The organism is Aequorivita capsosiphonis DSM 23843, from assembly GCF_000429125.1.
Lineage (GTDB): Bacteria > Bacteroidota > Bacteroidia > Flavobacteriales > Flavobacteriaceae > Aequorivita > Aequorivita capsosiphonis.
The window spans coordinates 88,154-109,219 of record NZ_KE386849.1; the positions used below are offsets into that span (position 1 = coordinate 88,154).

Consider the following 21,066-nt stretch of genomic DNA (forward strand, 5'->3'; position numbering starts at 1 on the left):
TAGGTTCTTCTGAACAAATAAATGGTGTGAGTTATATAAATTTTTTAGATTCTTTTTCGATTATTTTATTTAATAGGTGGTCACATTCTTCATCCCAGGCTATGGGTATTTCTAATTTCTTGTTGGAGTAATAATTATCTTTAAATGTATTTATTGCAATTTTCAAAGACTCTGTAAAGCCTAGAGAGAATTTATGAGGCGATCTGTTGGATCCTATCTTTATATTATTTTTCCCTATTAACTTTCTCTTATTTTCTGCTTTGAAAGAAGTAGGATCAAAATTTACTCCAATTAGCTTATTAAACTTTTCCTGATCAGTTGTTTTTGAATATGAAAAAAGAGCTTCAAATTGAAATACATGAATATTGGTTTGATTGAAATATTCACACAATACACCCATAAGTTTTCCTTTTAAATACCATTTTAAGCCTAATTGCATATAACCCAAATTTAATTCACTGGTCAACATACCTTTAAGATTTGACAAAGCCATAATGCTTCTATAGTGATAAAAGTATTGGGCATACCAACTATGAATTGCCTCTTTTTCATTTCTTTCAATCAATATAATATCGATGTTATAACTGTGCTCAGTGCCAAATTCCTTAAGTCTACTAAAAATCTTATAGGGGTCTGCTCCATAAACACCTATATGATAGTTCATTGCTTGAAAAAGAAGGGTTGTGAATGTTTCAAAGGATAGTAAAATTGGTATTTCTGAATTAATGTCTCCAAATCTTTTGATTTCTTCAGATTTAAGAAAAGTATCAAATAGAATAAAACTGGCAGTCAATTCATCTTCGGTTATATAAGCCAAATCTCCTATGAAATTAAATATTGGCATCAAATGTTGATCGTTTAATCCATCATCTTTACCTAGATACCTATATTTCTTCGTCTTTGGGAACACTTGTCTTTGCAAGGTGGTAGACCCCGCTTTAGGCATTCCGATATGAATTAATAAATTTCGTTTGCTCATACTATTTTCAATTCTGACTTTAGTTTCTCTATCAACCTTAAAGCGTTATTTGCATCAATAGTATCAAAAAACATTTCCCTAATCATTTTATATTTTTCAGCTTCACATTGATTAAAATTATGAATTTCTTTATTTAAAGCTTCTATTAATTTTTTAAACTCTTTTACTATGGGACCAGGAAAGGCAAAATCCATATCGTAAATAAGTCCGTCTTGATGCTTACTATAATGTTCCAGATCATAGGCAAAACTAAATACGGGTTTATTTAGATAAACTGCATCTAAATATAAACTACTGTAATCTGTGATAATAATATCCGATTCAATTATACAAGGCGCAATTTCAGGAATAAGCCTATTGCCTAAATCAAAAATAAATTCGTTATCAATTAATTGTTCAGCGGGAAACCTATTTACTCCCTTTCTCAAATAATGCATTCGTACCCCTAAAATAGCATTATTATTTTTTAAAAAGTCTTTTAAACTACGAATATCCTCTTTGCTAAAATTGTAATATGCAGCATCTTTAACGGCATCTGTTTGTCTATGTGTTGGGGCATAGAGAATTAATTTTTTGCTTTTTTTAAGTTCCCTTATTTTTATTAATTGATTTAAAATGTAGCTTGGCAATTCCACATCTGTTTTTAATAAAAAATCGTTTTTAGGTAAGCCAAGTGGGATTACTTTTTTAGGATCGATAGGATGAAAAACGGCGGCCATAACATACCCATCAACTTTAGACGAAGCTGGGATCATAGAATAGTTTTCCCGTTCGTATTTTCTATAACTAATTTTATTATATCTATCTCTTAAATCGGTATTCCATAAGGAAAGGATTTGTTTTAAAGGGATACCATGCCATAGATTAACAACATGTCTAGACTGCATATCCATCCTTATGATACTATACTTTGTATCATTATTCCATCTTAATGTGAAATCCCAGGAAATTGCATTTGAAACAAAAAGCACTTTGCATTGCATTAATAGGTAAAGTCCACGAAATGAATGTAGTTGTACTAGTTCATAATTTACTGTATCATCTATTTCAAACCCATTATGGCTATCTCTATAAAATAAAATTTTCTTTAGAGTTACGTCCTTTTTAATATGCTCAAAAACAGCACGGGGGTTCTCAATAAATTTTGTAGAATCAGAAAAATGCACTGGAAATCCCCAATAAGATGGTTTCTTTTTTACAAACCTGTCCAGTAGATACCATATTGGTAATACTACATATTCGGTACAAGATTTAAATTTTAAAAGGAAATTCAAAGTTTAAGCTATTTGATTAATGTAGTCCTATTTCGTTTTTTTAATGTTCAGTGCTGTATTTACAGTCCCGAGGCTTCGGGAGCACGAAACCGTCTGTCCTCCGGTGGGTAAAGCAGTGGACAAGTTTTAGTTCTGTTAGTTATCGGGAAGGTCTATCATCTAATTAAATTCAAAACTCTAAAGCTTTGCGTTCTTTGCGTCTCCGCGGTATATTTTTCACCGCAAAGGCGCCGAGGTCGCAAAGAAAAAATGTTTTATTAAACAGAAGGTTAGGTTGCCAAGTTAAAAGAAATTCGGGGTCTAGTGCCAACGCGAAGTAAGGTCTTAGATCTTGATAGGATGCAACCAGTAAATTATTTATCTTCCCAGTAATTATTTTGTTTAACCAATTCAAAATAATCGTCTCTAGTGATACCGACAATTATTTTATCCCAGAATTGATTTTTTTTAAAATAATAATTGCGTTGACGTCCTTCTTCTTTCCAACCACATTTTCCAACATAGAGCCTCAGACTTGCTGCGTTATATGCTATCATAGAACCATTTAAGCGTTGAAAGCCTAACTCTTCAAAAGCATATTTCATGATAGCCATAACAGTTTCTAGACCATAACCTTTCCCTCTTATTTCTTTATCTCCAAGCATCATCCCGTGAAAAGCATTGCGATTTTTCCAATCAATATCTACTAAATTTGCGGTACCAATAACCCCTAGCTCTGGGGCTTCAATCACAAATCTTTGGTTTATTGAATTCACTGAGAAAGATGAAAACCATCTTAATTGGTCCTCCATATTAGTTGGAAAATGCCAACCTTCCAACCAATATTGGATTTCTACAGTATTAGCCCATTTATTTAATAACTCGAGATCTTCTTTTTCAATAGCTCGGAGTTTAATATTTTTTCCCTGTATGTTCATAATAGGTGATTTAAAATTTTATTCCAATTTATATTTATAAAGCATTTGCTGAACTTCTGCAACAGAGTTAAACATCAAGATATCTATAATAGACAACCAGGGAATAAACTCATTGGAAAACTGTTTATACTCTATAGCACCCTCCGAATTTATGAAATTTATATTAATCCCATTATTCTGAAAATATGATTTTTCATATAGCGCTCTTCCTCCCGTAGCGTTTACAAATTCATTAGCTTTTTCTCGTTTACAAATTTCAATTAAACGATCCGCTCTTTCCATGCCAACAGTTTCTGAATGAAAATCTGAAGAAGATTTAAAAACTGCATTTAATTCTAAATATTTAGAAATCTGAATAACGCTTTCTTGCGCTAAAGTGGAGATAAACTTTAAGTCCCTCTCAAAAACGGTACTAATTAGAGTCCAAACTTCATTAAAATAGGGGGCTTTACTATAAACTTGATTCATAGTCCCCAGGATCTTTTTAAAATCACGATGATTATTATCGTATTCAATATCTTTTATTAATTTATTTTGACTTGCTTTTATACAGGGAATTGTAAAAAGATATTCATTTTCGTTCAAGAGTATTTTATTTCGATTAATCCAACCTTTATTAATATAATTGACATCATCATAAAACACAAAAACATCCACTGCTTTAACAAGCTGGAAGTATCCTATATAAGGAAATAGATATGGCTGCATCACGGCTAATTTCATAATTATCATTTTGAATTAGCAAAAGTGAGCTCCTAAATAAGGCGATCTCTTCATTTTTTTAAAAAATAAAGGTGATACAAGGCCTTTTTAGCAATATCATGTTTTAGACGGGGGCCGTAAAACTAATTTGAGTAATACTTTATAAAATTTTTCCAGGTATAAAGTGTAAGTAACTTTTTTTGATAGTACACCTATTTCCTGCACACTTTAAATTATTTAATTATCTCTCTTAAAATCAATTGTAAGATAGTTAACATTATTGAAAATCATAATTTCCCTCTAAAAGGAATAATTAATACTGGAAACTCTTATATTATATGGTTCCCAATTCGTATTTGGATCTGAAGCAATTCTTTATATTGCTTTTATTTAATGCCTAACGGCACACGGTATGTAATGTTTAAAGGGGAAAATATTGGTGGGGAATAGAACAAGATTATACAAATGTTCCGTTAATGCTGGTTGAGTCTGCAGAAATAAATGGCGCTGTGTCCATCTCTAGCTTCAAAACTCATTCCTAAATTTATTGAATTATAACTTCATATTCTATAAATCGTTTACAATATACTTAAAAATTTCATTTATCAAAAATATCCGATCAACGAATTGTTGTCGTCGCCATATGAATACTCAAAAAATTTATTGTTAGAACAATATTTTAATCAAGATATTTTGTTGCGAGTGCGAGGATTTCATCCATTATTTCTATACAAAATGTCAATAGGGCTTCCTAGAGCTACTTCTACATTCAATTCAACCCCTGCGTTTTTATTTTGAGTAGTAATAAGGAAATGTATTAAATCAAGAGTAATTCGTTGGTAAGGTCTAATTGGCAATGTCTATTGTCTAAAGACTAAGCAAGAACCTAAAATTTTTTTTTATTCCTTAAAATTTGCCGAAGTAGTATTAAACTTCTTTTTGAAAGAATCAAATAATTTTGGACCTATCAGAAACCGAAACCAAAATCTGAAATACTTTCGTTCCAACTTTATTGGGTAAGGGATATATTCCTTGTAGAGCTTTAACATTTCAAATCTATTAAAGTTCGTCAAGCCTTGATCTAACATGCCAAAACTGAATTTTTGCTTCTGTTCTTTAATAATTTGGTGGTATTTATAATCAGAATTTTCATTAAATAAATCTCTGCTTTTCTTATTATTATATAAGCGTTTACGCATCCATCGCTTTTGTTCTTCTTTGGTACCAAACCTTCCATTATTGGTAGAACCCGAAACACCTACTCTATAAACTGCCATTGGTTCCCCGCCAATATATCCAATATTTCCCTGTAAAGCACATAACATTTGTAATGGATAATCACCTATTGGGGAATCTAGCGGCCACTTCGGAACTTTTTGAAATACCGAAGACCGAATTAAAAGTGATACCGTTCTAGCATATTTATTTTTTATAAATTCTTCAGAGGTGTATTTTATATTTACAGAGGATTTTGGACCCACAATCCTATCCACCATATTGTTAGTCATATATCTATGCCTAACTGAATGATAACACATACTACAATCATTATTTATATCCATAAAATCGACCTGCTCTTGTAATTTGGATGGATTCGTCCAATAGTCGTCACCTTCACATAAAGCAATATATTTTCCTTTTGCTCCATTTAGAGAAAATAGAAAATTTTTAATCATTCCTAAATTATTGGAATGCTTAACGTATTTAATCCAATGCCCATTGGGATGATCTTTTATGATATCGCTTACAATCTCTTTAGTAGTATCATTTGAATTATCATCTGATATGATAAGTTCTACTCCAAAATCACAAACTTGCATCAAGACTCCTTCTATAGCCTGCTTGATGTAGCTCTCTTGATTATAAGTAATCATAGTTACACTAACTATAATTTTTCCCTGAAAACTTTCCATGTAATTTTGTTCTATAATTCTAGAGGTATTAAGTTAGGTTATTAACAAGCTAGGCATTGGGTAATACTATTGCCTGCAGAGAATGTAAAATTATTAATAATTATTGTTGAAAGACAAAACTAAAAAATTTAAGATAACGTGTGGACTTGCAAATAAAACCCGCACTATTAGCTAAGCTACGTTTTTAAGATTTGACTTTTGTTTCCAAAACTCTTCTATTGTTAGGTTTCCTATAGCTGAATGTCTGCGTTCTCTGTTGTACCATATTTCAATATATTCGAATAGATCCATTTTCATTTTCTCCTTGGACACCAGCTTGTTTCCATATAGCTGTTCAGATTTTAATGTCTTAAAGAAGCTCTCAGCAACAGCATTGTCCCAGCAGTTTCCTTTACGGCTCATACTTCTGGTAATTACCTTATAGGAATCTAATGTGTTTGCGAATTTCTCACATGCATACTGCACTCCGCGATCTGAATGGAAAATAAGTCCCTTGACTATATCCCGATTCTTGACTGCCATCCTCCATGCCGCAAGTGTGGTCTCTTCCGCACTCATTCCATTACTGATGCTCCATCCTATACATTTGCGATCGTAAAGGTCAATAATCGTTGTTAGATACAAGAATCCTTCTTTGGTGTGGATATAGGTGATGTCCGACACCCAGACCTTGGAGGGTTCTGTAGTCCTAAATTCTCTGTTCAAATGGTTTTCCATGATCCTATGGGTATGCTTTGAATCTGTCGTTGTCCTGAACTTTCGTCCTAATTTGCTGCGAAACCCTAAGTCCCTCATGTATTTGGCTACTGTGTTTCTAGAAACCCTGATTCCCCTGGCATTCAATTCTACTGCAATTCGAGGACTGCCGTACCGCTGTTTTTTAATAAAATAAACAGTTTCGATTTCCTTTTTTATCAAAATGGCTCTCTGTTTTCTATCGGAAACAGCGTTGCTTTTCCAATCATAATAACTCCGCAGACCAATGTCCAGTACTTTACACATCTTTTCAATCGAATATAATGTCTCGTGGTTCTTGATAAACTTATATATCATCGATCGCTCTTGGAAAAGATGCCGATTGCTTTTTTTAATATATCCCGCTCAAGCTCTGCGTCCTTAAGTTTCTTTTCAAGTGTGCTTATGCGTTCTTGTTCGGGAGTCTGTTTTAGATTTCCGTTACCAGGAAAACTACCAGCTCCAAACTCTTTTTCCTCTTTACACCATTTATAAAGCTGAGCTGGGTATATGCCAAGTTCACGCGCAAGCTCCGAAAGATTCTTCCTCTCTTTACTTAATTGAACCGCTCTTTCTTTAAAGGCAACATCGTATTTTTTACGGGTTTTCATCATTTTTCAAAATTAAGATTATTATTATTCTTAACTTTCAATGCGGGCTAAGTTAGCAACTCCAGTGTTTAAAATTTAATGAAGCGTCTGATTTTTGCAATAATACTTTAATATTATTTTATTTTATTTCAACTCTTAACTTTTAACTCTTTAGAAGTTGATTAAATACATTTTTTAAATGTGTTGAAGATGTTCCTTTTGTATATGGAAAATACTGAATTTCCACACCTACTTTGGCAAACTCCTCTTCTAAATCATTCCATTTTTCTGTTCCTTTCCAATCACTTCCAACAAACATTTTATTAAACTGCAACTTTTCCCAAGCTGCCATTTTATCCATGGATGTTTGTGGCACAACCTCATCAACATATTGAATTGCCTCCACTATTTTAAGGCGTTCCTCAAAGGGGATAATAGCATTAGCACCTTTGTAAGCCACCAGTTCATCAACAGTTACGCCAACAATTAAATAATCGCAATTTTCTTTGGCATTTTTTAAAATGTTTAAATGCCCTATATGAAAAAGATCGAAAACACCTGTGGCATAGCCAATAACTTTATTTTTTTTATTCATTGATTATGATTTGTCTAAGTAATATTATATTCTTTTTTTTAAAGAATCAAAGGTTTTTGGACCTAATAAAAATCGTACCCAAAACCTAAGATACTTCCATTCCATTTTTAGCGGGTAAGGAATATATTTTTTGAAGAGTTTGAACATTTCTACTTTATTAAAATTATCCAAACCTTGGTTTAGCATGCCAAAACTAAATTTCTGTTTCTCTTGTTGTATAATATGATTGTATTTGTAATTAGAATTTTCATTAAATAAATCTCGACTTTTCTTATGATTATATAAACGTTTACGCACCCATTGCTTTTGCTCTTCTTTAGAGCCGAATCTACCATCATTTGTAGAACCTGAAACGCCTACTCTATATACAGCCATTGGCTCTCCACCAATATACCCAATATTTCCATTTACAGCACAAAGCATTTGCAAGGGATAATCACCTATTGGAGATTCTAAAGTCCATTTGGGGTAATTTATAATTACTTGCGATCTAAAGAATTGTGTTACTGTTCGAGCATATTTAGTCTTTATAAATTCTTCAGACGTAAATTTTAAATTAGTGGCTGTGTTAAGATCAATAATTTTATCTTTTTTATTTTTGGCCATAAACACATTTTTCACCGAATGATAGCACATGATACAGTCCAAATTTGCTTCCATAAAATCCACTTGCTTCTGTAGCTTCTTAGGGTCAGTCCAATAATCATCGCCATCACACATGGCAACGTACTTACCTTTTACCCTCGGAAAATTATAATGCGCATTCATTCCCCCCGTGGTTTTTGACCATTGATTTTCAGTTTGATAAATCGGTTTTATAATATCTGGATATTTTAACACATACTCTTTAATAATAGCTTGTGTTTTATCTGTTGATGCATCATCATGAATTAAAATTTCAAAATCAAAATCACATTCCTGCATCATAAACCCATCTAAACATTGGCGAATATAAGGTTCATGATTAAATGTAACGCAAGAAATACTTACAAACGGTTTATTCATGCTGTTCAGATTTCGAAATCTCAAAATGCTCTTTTACCTTAAAAACTCTAAATATTTAACGCGAGAAAATTCAAGTCCCAATATTTTTAAAAGAGTGATTTATAAAATTCACTCGTTAGATATTAGGTTTATAAAAATAACGATAACTTAGCTTAATTTTACTTTATAATAAAACACCTATTCAACTATTTCATAGACTACCCTCGACATAAAAAAATAAAATTGCATTATATAAGTTACCAATTCACTTCATATCCCAAATATTCAAAAAAGCAATCTTCCTTTAAAAGCTTATTTATGGTCTTTTAAATCATTGACTTGAGTAGAACAGATTTTTGGGCATGACAAAATCGAAATTGTGACTTGGTTTATATTGTTTTACGCTAATTTGCGGGCTATAGGAGTTCCAATCTAGACCAACCGACAAAAATTGTGATTTTCATAATAGAGTTAATAAGGTTTAATTTACTTAAAAATGAAATTCAAAAATATGGTATTTAAATAATAGTTAGATTATAGCTCAAAAGATGATTTTTCTGGGAGAATACATTCAAAGGCATTATTAACTGAATCTTTCATTCTGGTATATAGCTCCCCATCTAAGTCAGGATAATCATTTAAACAAACCATTGGCTTCTTTTGCTTTCTAATAAAGTCAGCTACCAATTTTGGGTCTGAATTATGTTTTAAACGAAAGTATGAGCCTCTTTTTCTCATATCTATTGGAAGAAAATTGTTACTGGCCAAATCATAATATCTTTGCACAAAATGATTTACGGAATGTAAATCTCGAAATTCAGGTTGACATGCTGAATGCATTTTTTCAAATTCTTTATCCCACAATAAATTCAATGTACTTTTTCTTGCAGGTTGTGCTAAATGAAACTCTTTAAAGCTAGGGTGACCGTATCTTTTAATAGGTAAAATTCCAAGATTGGTTATGTTATTGAAGAAGCCATATTTTAGATTAAACCAGTTAAAAGGTTTTTGTCTTACAGTTCCTGTCTTACTAAAATATTTGGTGATGACAGAAATACCACTCAAAATAGTGTGGTCATAATCACGCCACCCAACAATAATATCAAATACACCCATATCTCTCATTTTGCCATTTTTAAAAAAATCCTCTTTTTTTAAAAAATCCAGAAGAAAGACATCATCGTTAAATAATACATATTCTTCACTCAGCTCCTCTATTCTATGATAATTTAAGTCAATAGTACGAGAATTAAAGGTTGGCAAATATTCTTTAGGTATATAATCGGTATGATTTACTATATTTAGTTTTGGATGATTAATATTCAGCCATTTTGGCAAATGACCCCAAGTAACAAAATGGATTTTATTTACCCAAGGTGTGAATTTTTCAACCCCCCTAAACCAATATTGCAGATTGTCCCAATCCCTGAATCTTGACTCTTCAGTACCTAATGATTCTCCGTTTTTACGTTTTAAATATTCTTTACGCCAAGCAGGGTCATTATCGTCAACCCAAGGTATTATAAAATCCATATTGTTTTTTAATTATTATTATTTTAAGAACGAGGCGAATTAGACTATTTGAAATTGAATATACATTAAATCATATGTATTTAATGGGTTAAAAAGCTATGCAAAACTAAGTTGAAAAATCTATAAATTATCAGTTGCTATTTTTAAAATTTTTTGATTGAACTTTGATACATTGTATTTTTTAGTTAACTCAACATACATAGCAATGTTATTCGTTATATCCTCTTGTGTTAGGTAATAATTATTATTCCTCAAGTCTTCTTCTAAGTGTCTTTCAATTGAAAAAATTATAAAGCCATTTTTTAAAAACCAATTAGAAGAATTATTTTTATCACTCAAATAAATTTTTACACCGTATTTGATTGCCGTAAAAATATTTCCCATAGCCATTTGTCTATATCCATTAAAAATAAATGCTGCAGCATGTATATAGACTTTTTTAAATTCTTCTTTAGAAAGAAAATCTTCTTCTATTTCAATCTGTTCATTTTTTTTAGCTTCTATTTTTGTGGCTTTTTCATATTCAGTTTCCTTGCCATAACTAAAGAACATTTTTATCTTTAATTCATTATCAAGAGAAACATTCTTTAAAGTTTCTAAAATATCAAGATGATTATTGGATATGTTTTTACTATTTCCAAAAACTATCAATTTAGACTTTACTAAATCTATTTTTACTGGTTGAGATTGAAGATATGGGGCTTGAATAAATGGAGGTAATTTATAGCCCAACTTTTTAAAATAAAGATATTCATCATCCATTAAACCAATAAAATAATCCATCCTCTTAATCGCTTTTTCAAAAGGAGTTTCATATAAAAGATTCCAAATATATTGTTTTAATTGAATTGTAAAAGATGGTTTTGGATATGATGGCCGAAGCTGTCTCGTCTTTTCACTATATATTAATTTGGGATCTTTAGAGTATAATTCCCAGCCAAAAAATCGCCAAACAATCTTCACTTCTAAGGATAAAGCTAATGTTATCTTTAAAGCGTAACTATTAAGGTTATTTATTGTCACTAAATCAGAATTTTCACAAAGCTCAATAATTTTTAAAAAACGATCTTCTTCATCTTTGGGCATGGAAACCAATAAATTATCATATTCATTTGATATAGAATTAGACTCTCCTAAAAACACCAATTGGTTTTCAAAGAAATCTTGTGAATACATGTTAACCCAATGCACAAATTTGGGGTCTTTATGGATGTGGATGATCTTTATTTTATTCTTCATTTTATTTTAAAAATTTAAATCAATACTTCTAAAAATGAATGTTGGATAACATTTTTGACTGATAGTTTTGTACACAAACAGAAACAACTGGTTCCGCACTCGCAGAATTAGGATATTCCGTCACCTCCTTGTGTTGGTATTTTTCTTTAAAATCTTTAAAGTCCATAAATAAGCTTTAAATCCAATTAAAATGAAGGTTGAACTTTTTAAATTCTTTATCTGCTTTTATTTCTTCTTCTATATACTTGGGTAAATCGTTCTTCCAGGCATCATCTTTCTTTTTACTTTTAAAAACCGAATATGCATCATCGTCATTTACCATATTCGATGTTGATTTTTTTATAAATGTTTCAGTTTGATCGCAAAAATTTATATTGCAAAACTTAAACAGCTTCCTGACCTCAGTTTCAGTATTTTGTAGCAAATCATCATAAGAAATTAAATAAAATTGAGTGGGATGCTCTTTTCTCATTTTTAAAAATAAGGCTATTGTTTCTTTCCATTTGTTATAGCCAAAAAAATGAGTTACTTTATTTTGATTCTTACTTTGAGCATTTTCCCATTCATCTTTAATAATCCATTGTGGATCAAATTCTTTTGGAATTTTCAGCCAAGAGCTTATGACCGGAAAAGGCGATCTTACCAGTCCTATGACTTTAGTATCAGAGTTTTTTAGCAGGTTTTCTACTGAATTGATATAATGTGTTTCTTTAAAGACCAAGGCCTTTATTTTCGACTTTTCAAATTGTATATTCTTTTTACGGCTGATGGAGATTTCTGCATTAACAAAAGGATCAAGTGTATGCAATAATTCATCAAAAAAAACATCTATTTCATTTGCTGTACTTTCATTTGAGAGTTCATAAGGAAACGAATATGCAAAATTAGGTTGAAAACGATAAGCAACTTCTGGAGAACTATTTAGAATCTGACCCAACCAGCTAGATCCTGAGCGAGGAGCGGAAAACAAGGCTATATTATTCATTAAAAGATTTTAGTACGTTTATTATTTTTAGCATTTCTAGATTTCCATAGCGTTGATCAAGTGGCAAACATAAGAGGTTTTTTGTTAAATTATATTCAAACGAGTTAGGCGTTGTCCATTCTAAAACATTTGGCCAGTAGGTAGGCACATATATTTTATTGTCAATTAATTTTTGCTTAATATCGGAACCATTGGTCAATAAAAGAGGATAACATAAAGGAACTTCATCTTTTAAAACAAGTAACTTTAATTTGTTTACTGAACAAAATTCACGATGTAAACTCCCATAATTTTGTTGTCGTTTATTTTTGACCTCATCATAATCAACCGTACTGAGTATTTTTTCTGTAAATTTCGACATCTTCTTTATCGGTTCATCCTGAAGAGAAATTTCGGTTAGTTGATAATGCGTATAAAAATTTTCAGCATCTTGCTCTAGACGTCCCGTAATGTGTGTAAGCCTTTTTAACGAACTATCTCTTTCTAGCTTTATATTTAATTTTATTTCATTATATAAAAAACCTCCGTCGGATACCCCGAAAAATTTTCTTGGTGAATAAAAAGAAGGGGTACTTTTCTTTGGTTGATAAAAAAAAGCTTGTGCATTATCCAGGATTAAACGCTCACACTTTAATATCAGTTGCTCAACTATAGAGTTACATAGTCCAAAATAATTTGGATAAATAAAGCCTTCATTTTTCTTTATTGTCGTAAAGTCAAATATCGGCCTTAATTCATTATCAATGTTGTAGAAAGAATAGGCTATATCCAATTTTCTTAAAGGTTCTAGTGTCGCTTCACAGGTAAAATATGGCAGGTATATTTTTGAATATTCATTGGTTTTTAGAATATACTCAAGAGCATTCCTGCCTGTATTTACAGCAACAGCCTTATCATGATAAAGAGAACCTAAATCATTTAGTTCTAGTTCTAAAAACCCTCCAATTTCTTTATTTTCCATCATTTTAATGGCGCTACAATTACTTCGATATATTTTGAATACTCAGAGACTATTTTTTCCAATTGTTCAGCAGAATCAAATTGAAGAACTAGCGTTCCTATGGCTTCATTAGCCCCTGTAAATGAATTTACCAGGTCGCCTTTCTTAACCCACAAATCTACTTCTACAATATACTTATCCAGCGTAGCGTCAATTTTCAGTTCTTTAAATTGTCCTGAATGATTGCTATATAAAATAATTTCGGCCCATTCACTGTTGTAAACAGGTTGTTGGATTTTTTCGATTTCTTCGCCTAAAGCTGCTTGTACCGCACATGAAATTAAATTAGTTCCCGTTGCATAACGCAAGATTTCCGAAAGCCGATTGCCACCCCCTCTTGGGGATACCTCCATTATATAAGGAACCCCTTTTTTACTTACCCGTACCTCAATATTATATATGGAGGTCTTCATCTCTAATAATCTTATTAAACGCTGTAGTTCATTTTTCAAGTAAATTTGATTTTCTGATGAAATAGTGGACGGCCAACTATAGGCTGAAGGCGTATAAGGATTTGCCGCATTAGCATCAAAACGTTGATTAGAGAAAGAACAGAAAATTAGATTTCCATCTAATGAAAAACAATCCGAATCAGAAGAAAATCCATCTTGCTCAATAAATTCCTCTACAATAAACTCTTTAGAAGATGAAAAAGATAAAGCATATTGAAATTTTTCTTCTAACTCACTGAAGTTTTCAACTTTAGAAACCCCTTTACTTCCGGCCGAATCTACAGGCTTGACAATAAGGGGAACGTCAAAATTTCTCATATCGTCTAAAGCAATAACGATTGAGTTATATCCTTTAGCTTTCGGAACATTGAAATTGTGTTGGGCTAAAAATTTTCGAAATAAAGCTTTATTTTGTAATAGCTCAATTGATTTGTAAGGGCCCGCACTAGGAAGGTTTAGTTTTTCACTTATGTAGGCAGCCGTGATTACACCCGGATCTACAGCAAAAGACATAATACCATCAATTTCAAGCCTTTTTGCCAAATGTAAAACTGCATTTTTATCAGTGATACTCACATTATGAAATTCATCGGCATATTGATGCGCAATATTATTGGGGAGGTTGTCACAAGTAATAACGTAATAGCCTAACTTCTTAGCCGATTTTATAATTGGTATTAAGTAGCGTAATCCTCCTAATAATAATATTTTTTTCATTGCTGATTATTTTGAACGCTCAAAAATAGGTTTAAAATTACCTTCACCAGATTTTTTTTTAAGAAAGGATTTTTTATACGGACTTTGTAATATTCGCGATAAACAACAGGATTTAAATATTTATTGGTCATCTCTTAGTCTCTAATTTAATGTCAGATTTCGAATTTACAATGATACGATTTTTAGAGATAATGAAGATGCGTTTTATGATGTGTATTGGTTTGTTGTTAATAGCTTCTTAAATTTCTATCAAGCAAATAAGTAATTCTCATCAAAATTGCATCAGCAGATTTTTAGAGAGAATGAAGGCTTCAATTGCATCAGCTACTAACCAATATAAAGACTCTTAAAAGTCAAGTGGAATAAAATTATGGAATGAGAAGAATTAGTAGCAAATAGCTTAGTATTAAAATCATTTATTCTCTCTAACAAGCTTACACGGATTACCATACGCAACAACATTTGATGGAATATCCTTTGTTACCACGCTGCCAGCGCCTATTATGGTATTGCTCCCAATGGTAACTCCGTCAATAATCACACATCCAGAACCTAAAAGAGATCCTTTTCCGATTTCAACTCTACCAGAAATCACAACTCCGGGGTTAATATCTACAAAATCTGAAATTATACAGTGATGACCGATCAGAACACCTCTTTTAATGGAGAGACCGAAACCTAAAATTGTTTGCGAACTAATAACAACTTTTTGCTCTATAAAGTTTCCATTTCCGAGTTTAGCAGAAGGTGCAATCGAACTTGAACTATGAATAATGTTACAATAATTAGATTTTTGGATATTATGATTTTCCAGAAAATAATTAAAAACGGGTATTTTATTTTTAGAATTAGTAACTCCAAAAATCGAAGGGTATTTTTTAGAAGGAGAACTACCCTTAGGTTGCCTGTTGAACTCAATACTTTTAACAGGCGTAAATGGCTCTATCTCCCGGTCTAAATTAGAAAAAACATCAATTTCTTCAGTTATCTCCTCTTCCATAAGTATATCTGCAATAACACTAAAAACATAAACGGAAGTTCCTAATACCTGAATTCTATCAAACATATTGCTTCCGATTATAAAATCCTAGTTGGCCAAATTCTTCAGATTTAAAAAATTCTTTCCCGTTTATTTCAATTAACCTATGGACACGTTCAATCAATTCAATATTAGTAGCCAACCTACTTCTCTTTCGGTCCCACCATATATTATCTTCAATCCCAACCCGAACATTATAACCCATTGAAATTGCTGCCGAATTAACCGCTAATTGTTCTGCACCTAAACCTGCCAAGGCTACAAAATGATCTGAAGGAATTTCATTTAGGGCAGTTCCTATATGACTAAAAGAGTTTTGAAGCCCCGCAATATTACCGAATAATAGATTCCAATAGAATGGACCTTCCATATATCCTTTATTTATTAAATATTTACCGTAATTAATCATTCCCAAATCAAAGCATTCCAGTTCTGGTATGACTCCATTTTCTTGCATTTTTTTTGCTAATTGAACAATCATATCAGGACTGTTAACGGAAGCCTGAGATACAAAGTTAAGGGAAGATAAGGTGAGGGAGCACATATCCGGTTTTAAATCTATTACAGCTGCTCTTTTTTCGAACTCTGGAAAATCACGTCCTGAAGTACTACCACATATTACTAGATGCGGACAATGTTTACGAACACCTTCAAAAATATCACGATAGACTTCCGGCCTCCAAGTTGGTACACCATCCAACTCACGGGCATGCAAATGCGCTATAGTAATTCCTAATTCATAGGCCTCATGAGTCTGTTCTATAATTTCGTTCGGTGAAACGGGAACATGCGGAGTTAGCTCTTTAGTGGGAATCATACCCGTAGGACAAAAATTTATTATTACTTTGTTGTTAGCCATTCTTCTATATTTTTCCTTTGCAGCGTTGGTTATAATAAACGAGTTAGAAGAGAAATTCCTGTAAAAATCATTAAGTTTTTATCATTTCTCTTGTTTTCTCCTAACTTAGTAAAAATTTTCTAAGGAAAGAAAGTTACACTTTCTTCTAACAATATAAAATCCTTTGTAGGATTTCTTATTATTTCTTCTCAATTTAATAGAATAAATTACCGACAATAATAGCCTAAGACTTTAAAAGAAGAGAAAAAAATTTTCTATAATACATTAGTGTCCGATTAAATATTATAAAATTCTTTTGGGCCAAAGATAATAGGTATCTATAACATTTGTATTAAGTTGACACCTTGCTAATAAGTGTAGCATTGAGAGTTAATAACTAAAAGTATGCTTAAATAATTTCCTAAATCAACATATTAAGAAGCAAGACTTAGATCAGTTCAATCCTGATAGCTATGGGGACAGTCAGCCCTAACCTGTATTTTAGGTATTGGTGGGCCTTACATCTTAGGCGGCCAAAATTAATTATAACATTAAACTAGTTTCTGAATAAGCTGGCAAATTCGTTCCACCTCAACTACAGCAAGATCGTAATATAGTGGCAGGCATAACACTCGTTTCGCAATATCTTCTGTCACAGTCATCTCTGTATCGGGTAAATAAGGCAATACTTTAGCCAAGGAAGGATAAAAATAGCGCCTAACATAAATATCATCTTTGGCTAATCCTTCTTTGACTTTTAAGATCACTTCCTCACTTTCCAAAAGAATAGGAAAATACGCATAGTTTAATGAAGCTTTATCATGCCAAGTCGGAATTCGGTATGAAAGATTTTCTAAGCCCTTATGATAAGCTTCCGTAAGTTTTTTACGTTGGTTATGAATTTTGGGTATGTGCGGGAAGTTCGCCAATCCCATAGCAGCGTGAAACTCAGAATTTTTACCGTTAATCCCCAACTCATTAAAAGCTTCTGTACCGGCAAAGCCGAAATTACGCATAGAAGTTAACTTTTTCAGTACTATTGGGTTTTTTGTAACAATTAATCCACCTTCCCCTGAATGATACAATTTAGTAGCATGTAGGCTACATATACTTATGTCACCAAACTCAAAAATAGAACGTCCATATAATTCAACGCCAAACGCGTGAGCGCCGTCATAAATAACCTTGAGGCTGTGCTTTTTCGCTATTTTTTCAATTGCTAGCACGTCACAGGGATTACCATAAACATGCGTAGCTAAAATAGCAGTAGTCTTATCAGTGATGGCCGCTTCTATTTTTGTGGTATCTATGTTTAATGAATCTACATCAATCTCTACAAACACAGGGGAGCATCCCTCCCACACAATACTACTGGTGGTGGCAACAAAGGAGAAAGGAGTAGTAATAATTTCACCTTTTAAATCTAATGCTTTAATGGCTATTTGTAAAGCAATCGTACCGTTAGTGACAAAAAGTAAATTCTCAACTTTTAAATAATTGCTTAATAGCTCTTCCAATTCACTTGCCATAGGCCCCATATTAGTTACCCAATGGGATTCCCAAATTCTATCTAAATACTTTTCGTATTCGTTTTTCGGAGGTAAAAAAGGTTTTGTAATTGGAATCATATTAGATGCGAATTAAATGCGAATTTACGCAAATTGATGCTAATTTGGTCGTTCTAATATTTCTTTCAAATAAGTATAATAATCTCCTTTTTTACCAGCAATATCTTTTACCAATTGTTCTTTAGAAATCCATCTATAACGCAAAGCAATCTCCTCCAAACAAGCAATTTTTAATCCTGTACGCTTTTCTACTGCTTTTACAAATTCCGTAGCTTCGGTTAAGGCCTCGTGCGTTCCGGTATCTAACCAGGCAAAACCCCTACTTAGAATTTGAAGTTTCAAATTTTCCTGTTCAAGATATTCTTGGTTTACAGAGGTAATTTCTAATTCTCCCCGGTGCGATGGTTTAACATTTTTAGCAATATCTATTACCGAGTTAGGGTAAAAATACAGGCCAACCACAGCATAATTGGATTTTGGGTGTTTCGGTTTTTCTTCTATGCTAATAACGTTTTTGTCTTTATCGAATTCTGCAACACCATAACGCTCCGGATCGTTAACATAATTACCAAAAACAATGGCTTTTCCTTCTTTTTCAACAGTATTTACCGTTTCCTTTAGTATTTTTTGCAAACCAGCGCCATAAAATATATTGTCTCCCAAAACCAGGCAAACGTCATCGTTACCAATAAATTCCTCCCCTAAAATAAACGCCTGCGCTAACCCATCTGGACTAGGCTGTTCTTTATAACTTAATTCTATGCCAAGTCGCTTTCCATCTCCTAAAAGTTCTTTAAAATTAGGCAGATCGTGCGGGGTGGATATAATCAGAACTTCTTTAATTCCAGCTAACATTAAAACAGAAAGCGGATAATAAATCATAGGTTTATCATAAATGGGTAGTAACTGTTTACTCACAGCTAAAGTTAATGGATGTAAACGGGTACCGGAGCCTCCGGCTAAGATTATGCCTTTCATTTTAATGCTAATTTTTGCGAATTGTGCGAATTACGCGAATTGTGTTAACTTGTTTTGTTTAATATTCTTTTATAATTCAACGATGGTTCTCCAAAGTTTACTAAAATGCCCAATCTATAGTTTGTAGCTTTTAAATAGTTTTTCACCTGCTGATAAAAGATAAATGGAACGTTGTTTACTGCTTTTAATTCAATTATAATTTTGTCATAACAGATAAAGTCAGCGCGGTATTTTTTCTTTAGTTTCTTTTCTTCGTAAAACAAATCCAGAACAACCTCTTTTTTAAATGGAATATTTTGATTCCCAAACTCCCGTTCCAATGCTTCCTGATATACGGCTTCAAAAAAACCCGGGCCCAATGCCGAATGCACTTTCATACAAGCACCAATAATCTTATAGCTCTCCTCCTTATAAATTATTTCTGGCATAATCCATATTATATCGTATTATCGTCATTTCAAATAATTCATCCAAATACTAAGAGGCCTAACTCGCCCATTCGCCTCATCGCCTAACTCGCCATTTCGCCCCATCGCATAAATTCGCATTAATTCGTATAATTCGCATCTATTTCCGCCATGCTTCAGCTAAGTTAACAGAAACTGAACGTGACGAACGTCTTACTTGATCAGTCAAAGAATACCTTTCCTCTTTTGGAAAAATCTTGGTCAAGTGAAAAATAGCCATCCCTCCTTTAAAAGATAGTTGGTATACTTTTAAATCCCTATGTGTACTAATTTTCTCCATTTATAATATTCTCACTATATCTTAATTCGCCCTTTCGCCTAATTCGCTACTTCGCCCAGTCGCCTGATTCGCCCCATCGCCCTTTTCGCCAATTCGCCCCGTTCGCCTAATTCGCGCCTATTAGCATCAATTCATTTAATTAGCGTCATACATTTTCTCATAATACTCCTTATACGCTCCACTCGTTACTCGCTCCATCCACTTTTCATTTTCCAAATACCAATCAATAGTTTTTGAAAGTCCTTCTTTGAATTGTAGGCTTGGTTTCCAATTTAATTCATTTGCTATTTTACTGGCATCAATGGCATAACGTGCATCATGGCCGGCACGATCTTTTACGAAAGTAATTAATTCTTTGGATGAATCTTTCGGTCTATTGAGTTTTTCATCCATCAGGTTACAGAGTACATGGATCAAATCTAGATTGGTCCATTCGTTATGCCCGCCTATATTATAAGTTTCTCCAGTTTTACCTTTAAAGTATATTTCTTCAATTGCTCGTGCATGATCTTCTACCCACAACCAATCTCTCACATTTAGTCCGTCCCCATAAATAGGCACGGCTTTGTTATTTTTGATATTATTTATAGCCAATGGTATCAGTTTCTCTGGAAATTGATGTGCCCCATAGTTATTGGAGCAGTTTGAAATAACTATATCCAAACCATAGGTATCGTGGTAAGCACGTACAAAATGATCTGAACTTGCTTTGGAGGCCGAATACGGAGAATGTGGGTCATATTTGGTCTCTTCGGTAAACAATCCTTCTGCCCCTAATTCCCCATAAACCTCATCGGTCGATATGTGATAAAATCTAAAGTTTGGATTTTTGGAGCTTTTGGCCGTATTGAGAAGATTTACAGTGCCCACAACATTGGTCATCACAAATTCCAACGGATTACTAATGGATCGATCTACATGAGATTCTGCCGCGAGGTGGATGATGCCATCAGGCTGATGGGTTTCAAATAGTTCGTGCACAAAATTAGCATCGACAATATCTCCTTTGATAAACTGATAGTTTTCAGCATGTTCAAGATCTTCTAAGTTGGTAAGATTTCCAGCATAGGTTAACTTGTCAACATTTATAATTTTGCAATCGAGATATTTTTTTACGAAGCGGCGTACCACATGGGTACCAATAAATCCCGCACCTCCAGTAATTATGATTTTTTTCATGTTTGGCTATTTCAAGAAAGCAAATGTAATGAAACTTGAGAGAGCTATAAAGTGTTTAACTAGGGTTTGGATATTATTAGTAGAAGAAGAAACGTGTTTCTG

General features: G+C 32.7%; 21 protein-coding genes. All 21 read right to left on the reverse strand.

All coding sequences use genetic code 11. From position 1 onward, the window contains the following. Positions 1 to 31 precede the first annotated feature (31 nt). Positions 32 to 979 carry a hypothetical protein gene (locus G440_RS0116000; protein WP_026452218.1) on the reverse strand — a complete coding sequence of 316 codons (948 nt, stop codon included), beginning with the start codon at positions 977 to 979 and terminating at the stop codon, positions 32 to 34. Continuing rightward, on the reverse strand, positions 976 to 2,253 hold the full coding sequence (locus tag G440_RS0116005) for a CDP-glycerol glycerophosphotransferase family protein (RefSeq protein WP_026452219.1): 1,278 nt from the start codon (positions 2,251 to 2,253) through the stop codon (positions 976 to 978). Before G440_RS0116005 ends, G440_RS0116000 begins: the two co-directional genes overlap by 4 nt. Positions 2,254 to 2,606: 353 nt before the next feature. Further along, on the reverse strand, positions 2,607 to 3,170 hold the full coding sequence (locus G440_RS0116010; protein WP_026452220.1) for a GNAT family N-acetyltransferase: 564 nt from the start codon (positions 3,168 to 3,170) through the stop codon (positions 2,607 to 2,609). A gap of 18 nt (positions 3,171 to 3,188) precedes the next feature. After that, positions 3,189 to 3,893 carry a WbqC family protein gene (locus tag G440_RS0116015; protein ID WP_026452221.1) on the reverse strand — a complete coding sequence of 235 codons (705 nt, stop codon included), beginning with the start codon at positions 3,891 to 3,893 and terminating at the stop codon, positions 3,189 to 3,191. An 878-nt stretch (positions 3,894 to 4,771) separates the two neighbouring features. After that, positions 4,772 to 5,746 carry a glycosyltransferase gene (locus tag G440_RS20825; RefSeq protein ID WP_245574878.1) on the reverse strand — a complete coding sequence of 325 codons (975 nt, stop codon included), beginning with the start codon at positions 5,744 to 5,746 and terminating at the stop codon, positions 4,772 to 4,774. A 210-nt stretch (positions 5,747 to 5,956) separates the two neighbouring features. Further along, positions 5,957 to 6,838 carry an IS3 family transposase gene (locus tag G440_RS0116025; RefSeq protein WP_026452222.1) on the reverse strand — a complete coding sequence of 294 codons (882 nt, stop codon included), beginning with the start codon at positions 6,836 to 6,838 and terminating at the stop codon, positions 5,957 to 5,959. Next, positions 6,835 to 7,131 carry a transposase gene (locus G440_RS21525; RefSeq protein WP_245574879.1) on the reverse strand — a complete coding sequence of 99 codons (297 nt, stop codon included), beginning with the start codon at positions 7,129 to 7,131 and terminating at the stop codon, positions 6,835 to 6,837. The genes G440_RS0116025 and G440_RS21525 overlap by 4 nt, the downstream gene beginning before the upstream one ends. Before the next feature lie 142 nt (positions 7,132 to 7,273). Continuing rightward, positions 7,274 to 7,705, reverse strand: coding sequence for an FAD synthase family protein (locus tag G440_RS0116035; RefSeq protein WP_026452224.1), 432 nt, complete (start codon positions 7,703 to 7,705; stop codon positions 7,274 to 7,276). Positions 7,706 to 7,729: 24 nt separating this feature from the next. Next, on the reverse strand, positions 7,730 to 8,710 hold the full coding sequence (locus G440_RS20220; protein ID WP_051285436.1) for a glycosyltransferase family 2 protein: 981 nt from the start codon (positions 8,708 to 8,710) through the stop codon (positions 7,730 to 7,732). A gap of 513 nt (positions 8,711 to 9,223) precedes the next feature. Then, positions 9,224 to 10,222 carry a Stealth CR1 domain-containing protein gene (locus G440_RS0116045; protein WP_026452225.1) on the reverse strand — a complete coding sequence of 333 codons (999 nt, stop codon included), beginning with the start codon at positions 10,220 to 10,222 and terminating at the stop codon, positions 9,224 to 9,226. A gap of 120 nt (positions 10,223 to 10,342) precedes the next feature. Next, positions 10,343 to 11,461 carry a hypothetical protein gene (locus G440_RS0116050; protein WP_026452226.1) on the reverse strand — a complete coding sequence of 373 codons (1,119 nt, stop codon included), beginning with the start codon at positions 11,459 to 11,461 and terminating at the stop codon, positions 10,343 to 10,345. Between the two features lie 175 nt (positions 11,462 to 11,636). After that, positions 11,637 to 12,446 (reverse strand): sulfotransferase domain-containing protein, encoded by an 810-nt coding sequence (locus tag G440_RS0116060; protein ID WP_026452227.1) that lies wholly within the window; start codon positions 12,444 to 12,446, stop codon positions 11,637 to 11,639. Continuing rightward, positions 12,439 to 13,407, reverse strand: coding sequence for a hypothetical protein (locus G440_RS0116065; RefSeq protein ID WP_157418035.1), 969 nt, complete (start codon positions 13,405 to 13,407; stop codon positions 12,439 to 12,441). Before G440_RS0116065 ends, G440_RS0116060 begins: the two co-directional genes overlap by 8 nt. Further along, entirely contained in the window at positions 13,407 to 14,615 is a 1,209-nt protein-coding gene (locus G440_RS0116070; protein WP_026452229.1) for an ATP-grasp domain-containing protein, read from the reverse strand. Before G440_RS0116070 ends, G440_RS0116065 begins: the two co-directional genes overlap by 1 nt. Positions 14,616 to 15,027: 412 nt before the next feature. Then, positions 15,028 to 15,681 (reverse strand): acetyltransferase, encoded by a 654-nt coding sequence (locus G440_RS20830; protein WP_051285437.1) that lies wholly within the window; start codon positions 15,679 to 15,681, stop codon positions 15,028 to 15,030. After that, positions 15,674 to 16,513, reverse strand: coding sequence for a beta-keto acid cleavage family enzyme (locus G440_RS20230; RefSeq protein ID WP_034259783.1), 840 nt, complete (start codon positions 16,511 to 16,513; stop codon positions 15,674 to 15,676). Before G440_RS20230 ends, G440_RS20830 begins: the two co-directional genes overlap by 8 nt. Before the next feature lie 530 nt (positions 16,514 to 17,043). Further along, positions 17,044 to 18,120 carry a DegT/DnrJ/EryC1/StrS family aminotransferase gene (locus G440_RS0116090; protein WP_026452230.1) on the reverse strand — a complete coding sequence of 359 codons (1,077 nt, stop codon included), beginning with the start codon at positions 18,118 to 18,120 and terminating at the stop codon, positions 17,044 to 17,046. 39 nt (positions 18,121 to 18,159) lie between these two features. After that, entirely contained in the window at positions 18,160 to 19,038 is an 879-nt protein-coding gene (rfbA, locus tag G440_RS0116095; protein WP_026452231.1) for a glucose-1-phosphate thymidylyltransferase RfbA, read from the reverse strand. Positions 19,039 to 19,082: 44 nt separating this feature from the next. Further along, positions 19,083 to 19,466 carry a GxxExxY protein gene (locus G440_RS0116100; protein WP_026452232.1) on the reverse strand — a complete coding sequence of 128 codons (384 nt, stop codon included), beginning with the start codon at positions 19,464 to 19,466 and terminating at the stop codon, positions 19,083 to 19,085. A gap of 139 nt (positions 19,467 to 19,605) precedes the next feature. After that, positions 19,606 to 19,785: a four helix bundle protein gene (locus tag G440_RS21040; protein WP_084426847.1), complete on the reverse strand. Its 180-nt coding sequence runs from the start codon at positions 19,783 to 19,785 to the stop codon at positions 19,606 to 19,608. Positions 19,786 to 19,920: 135 nt separating this feature from the next. Continuing rightward, positions 19,921 to 20,964, reverse strand: a complete 1,044-nt coding sequence (gene rfbB / locus G440_RS0116105; protein WP_026452233.1) for a dTDP-glucose 4,6-dehydratase — start codon at positions 20,962 to 20,964, stop codon at positions 19,921 to 19,923. Positions 20,965 to 21,066 lie beyond the last annotated feature (102 nt).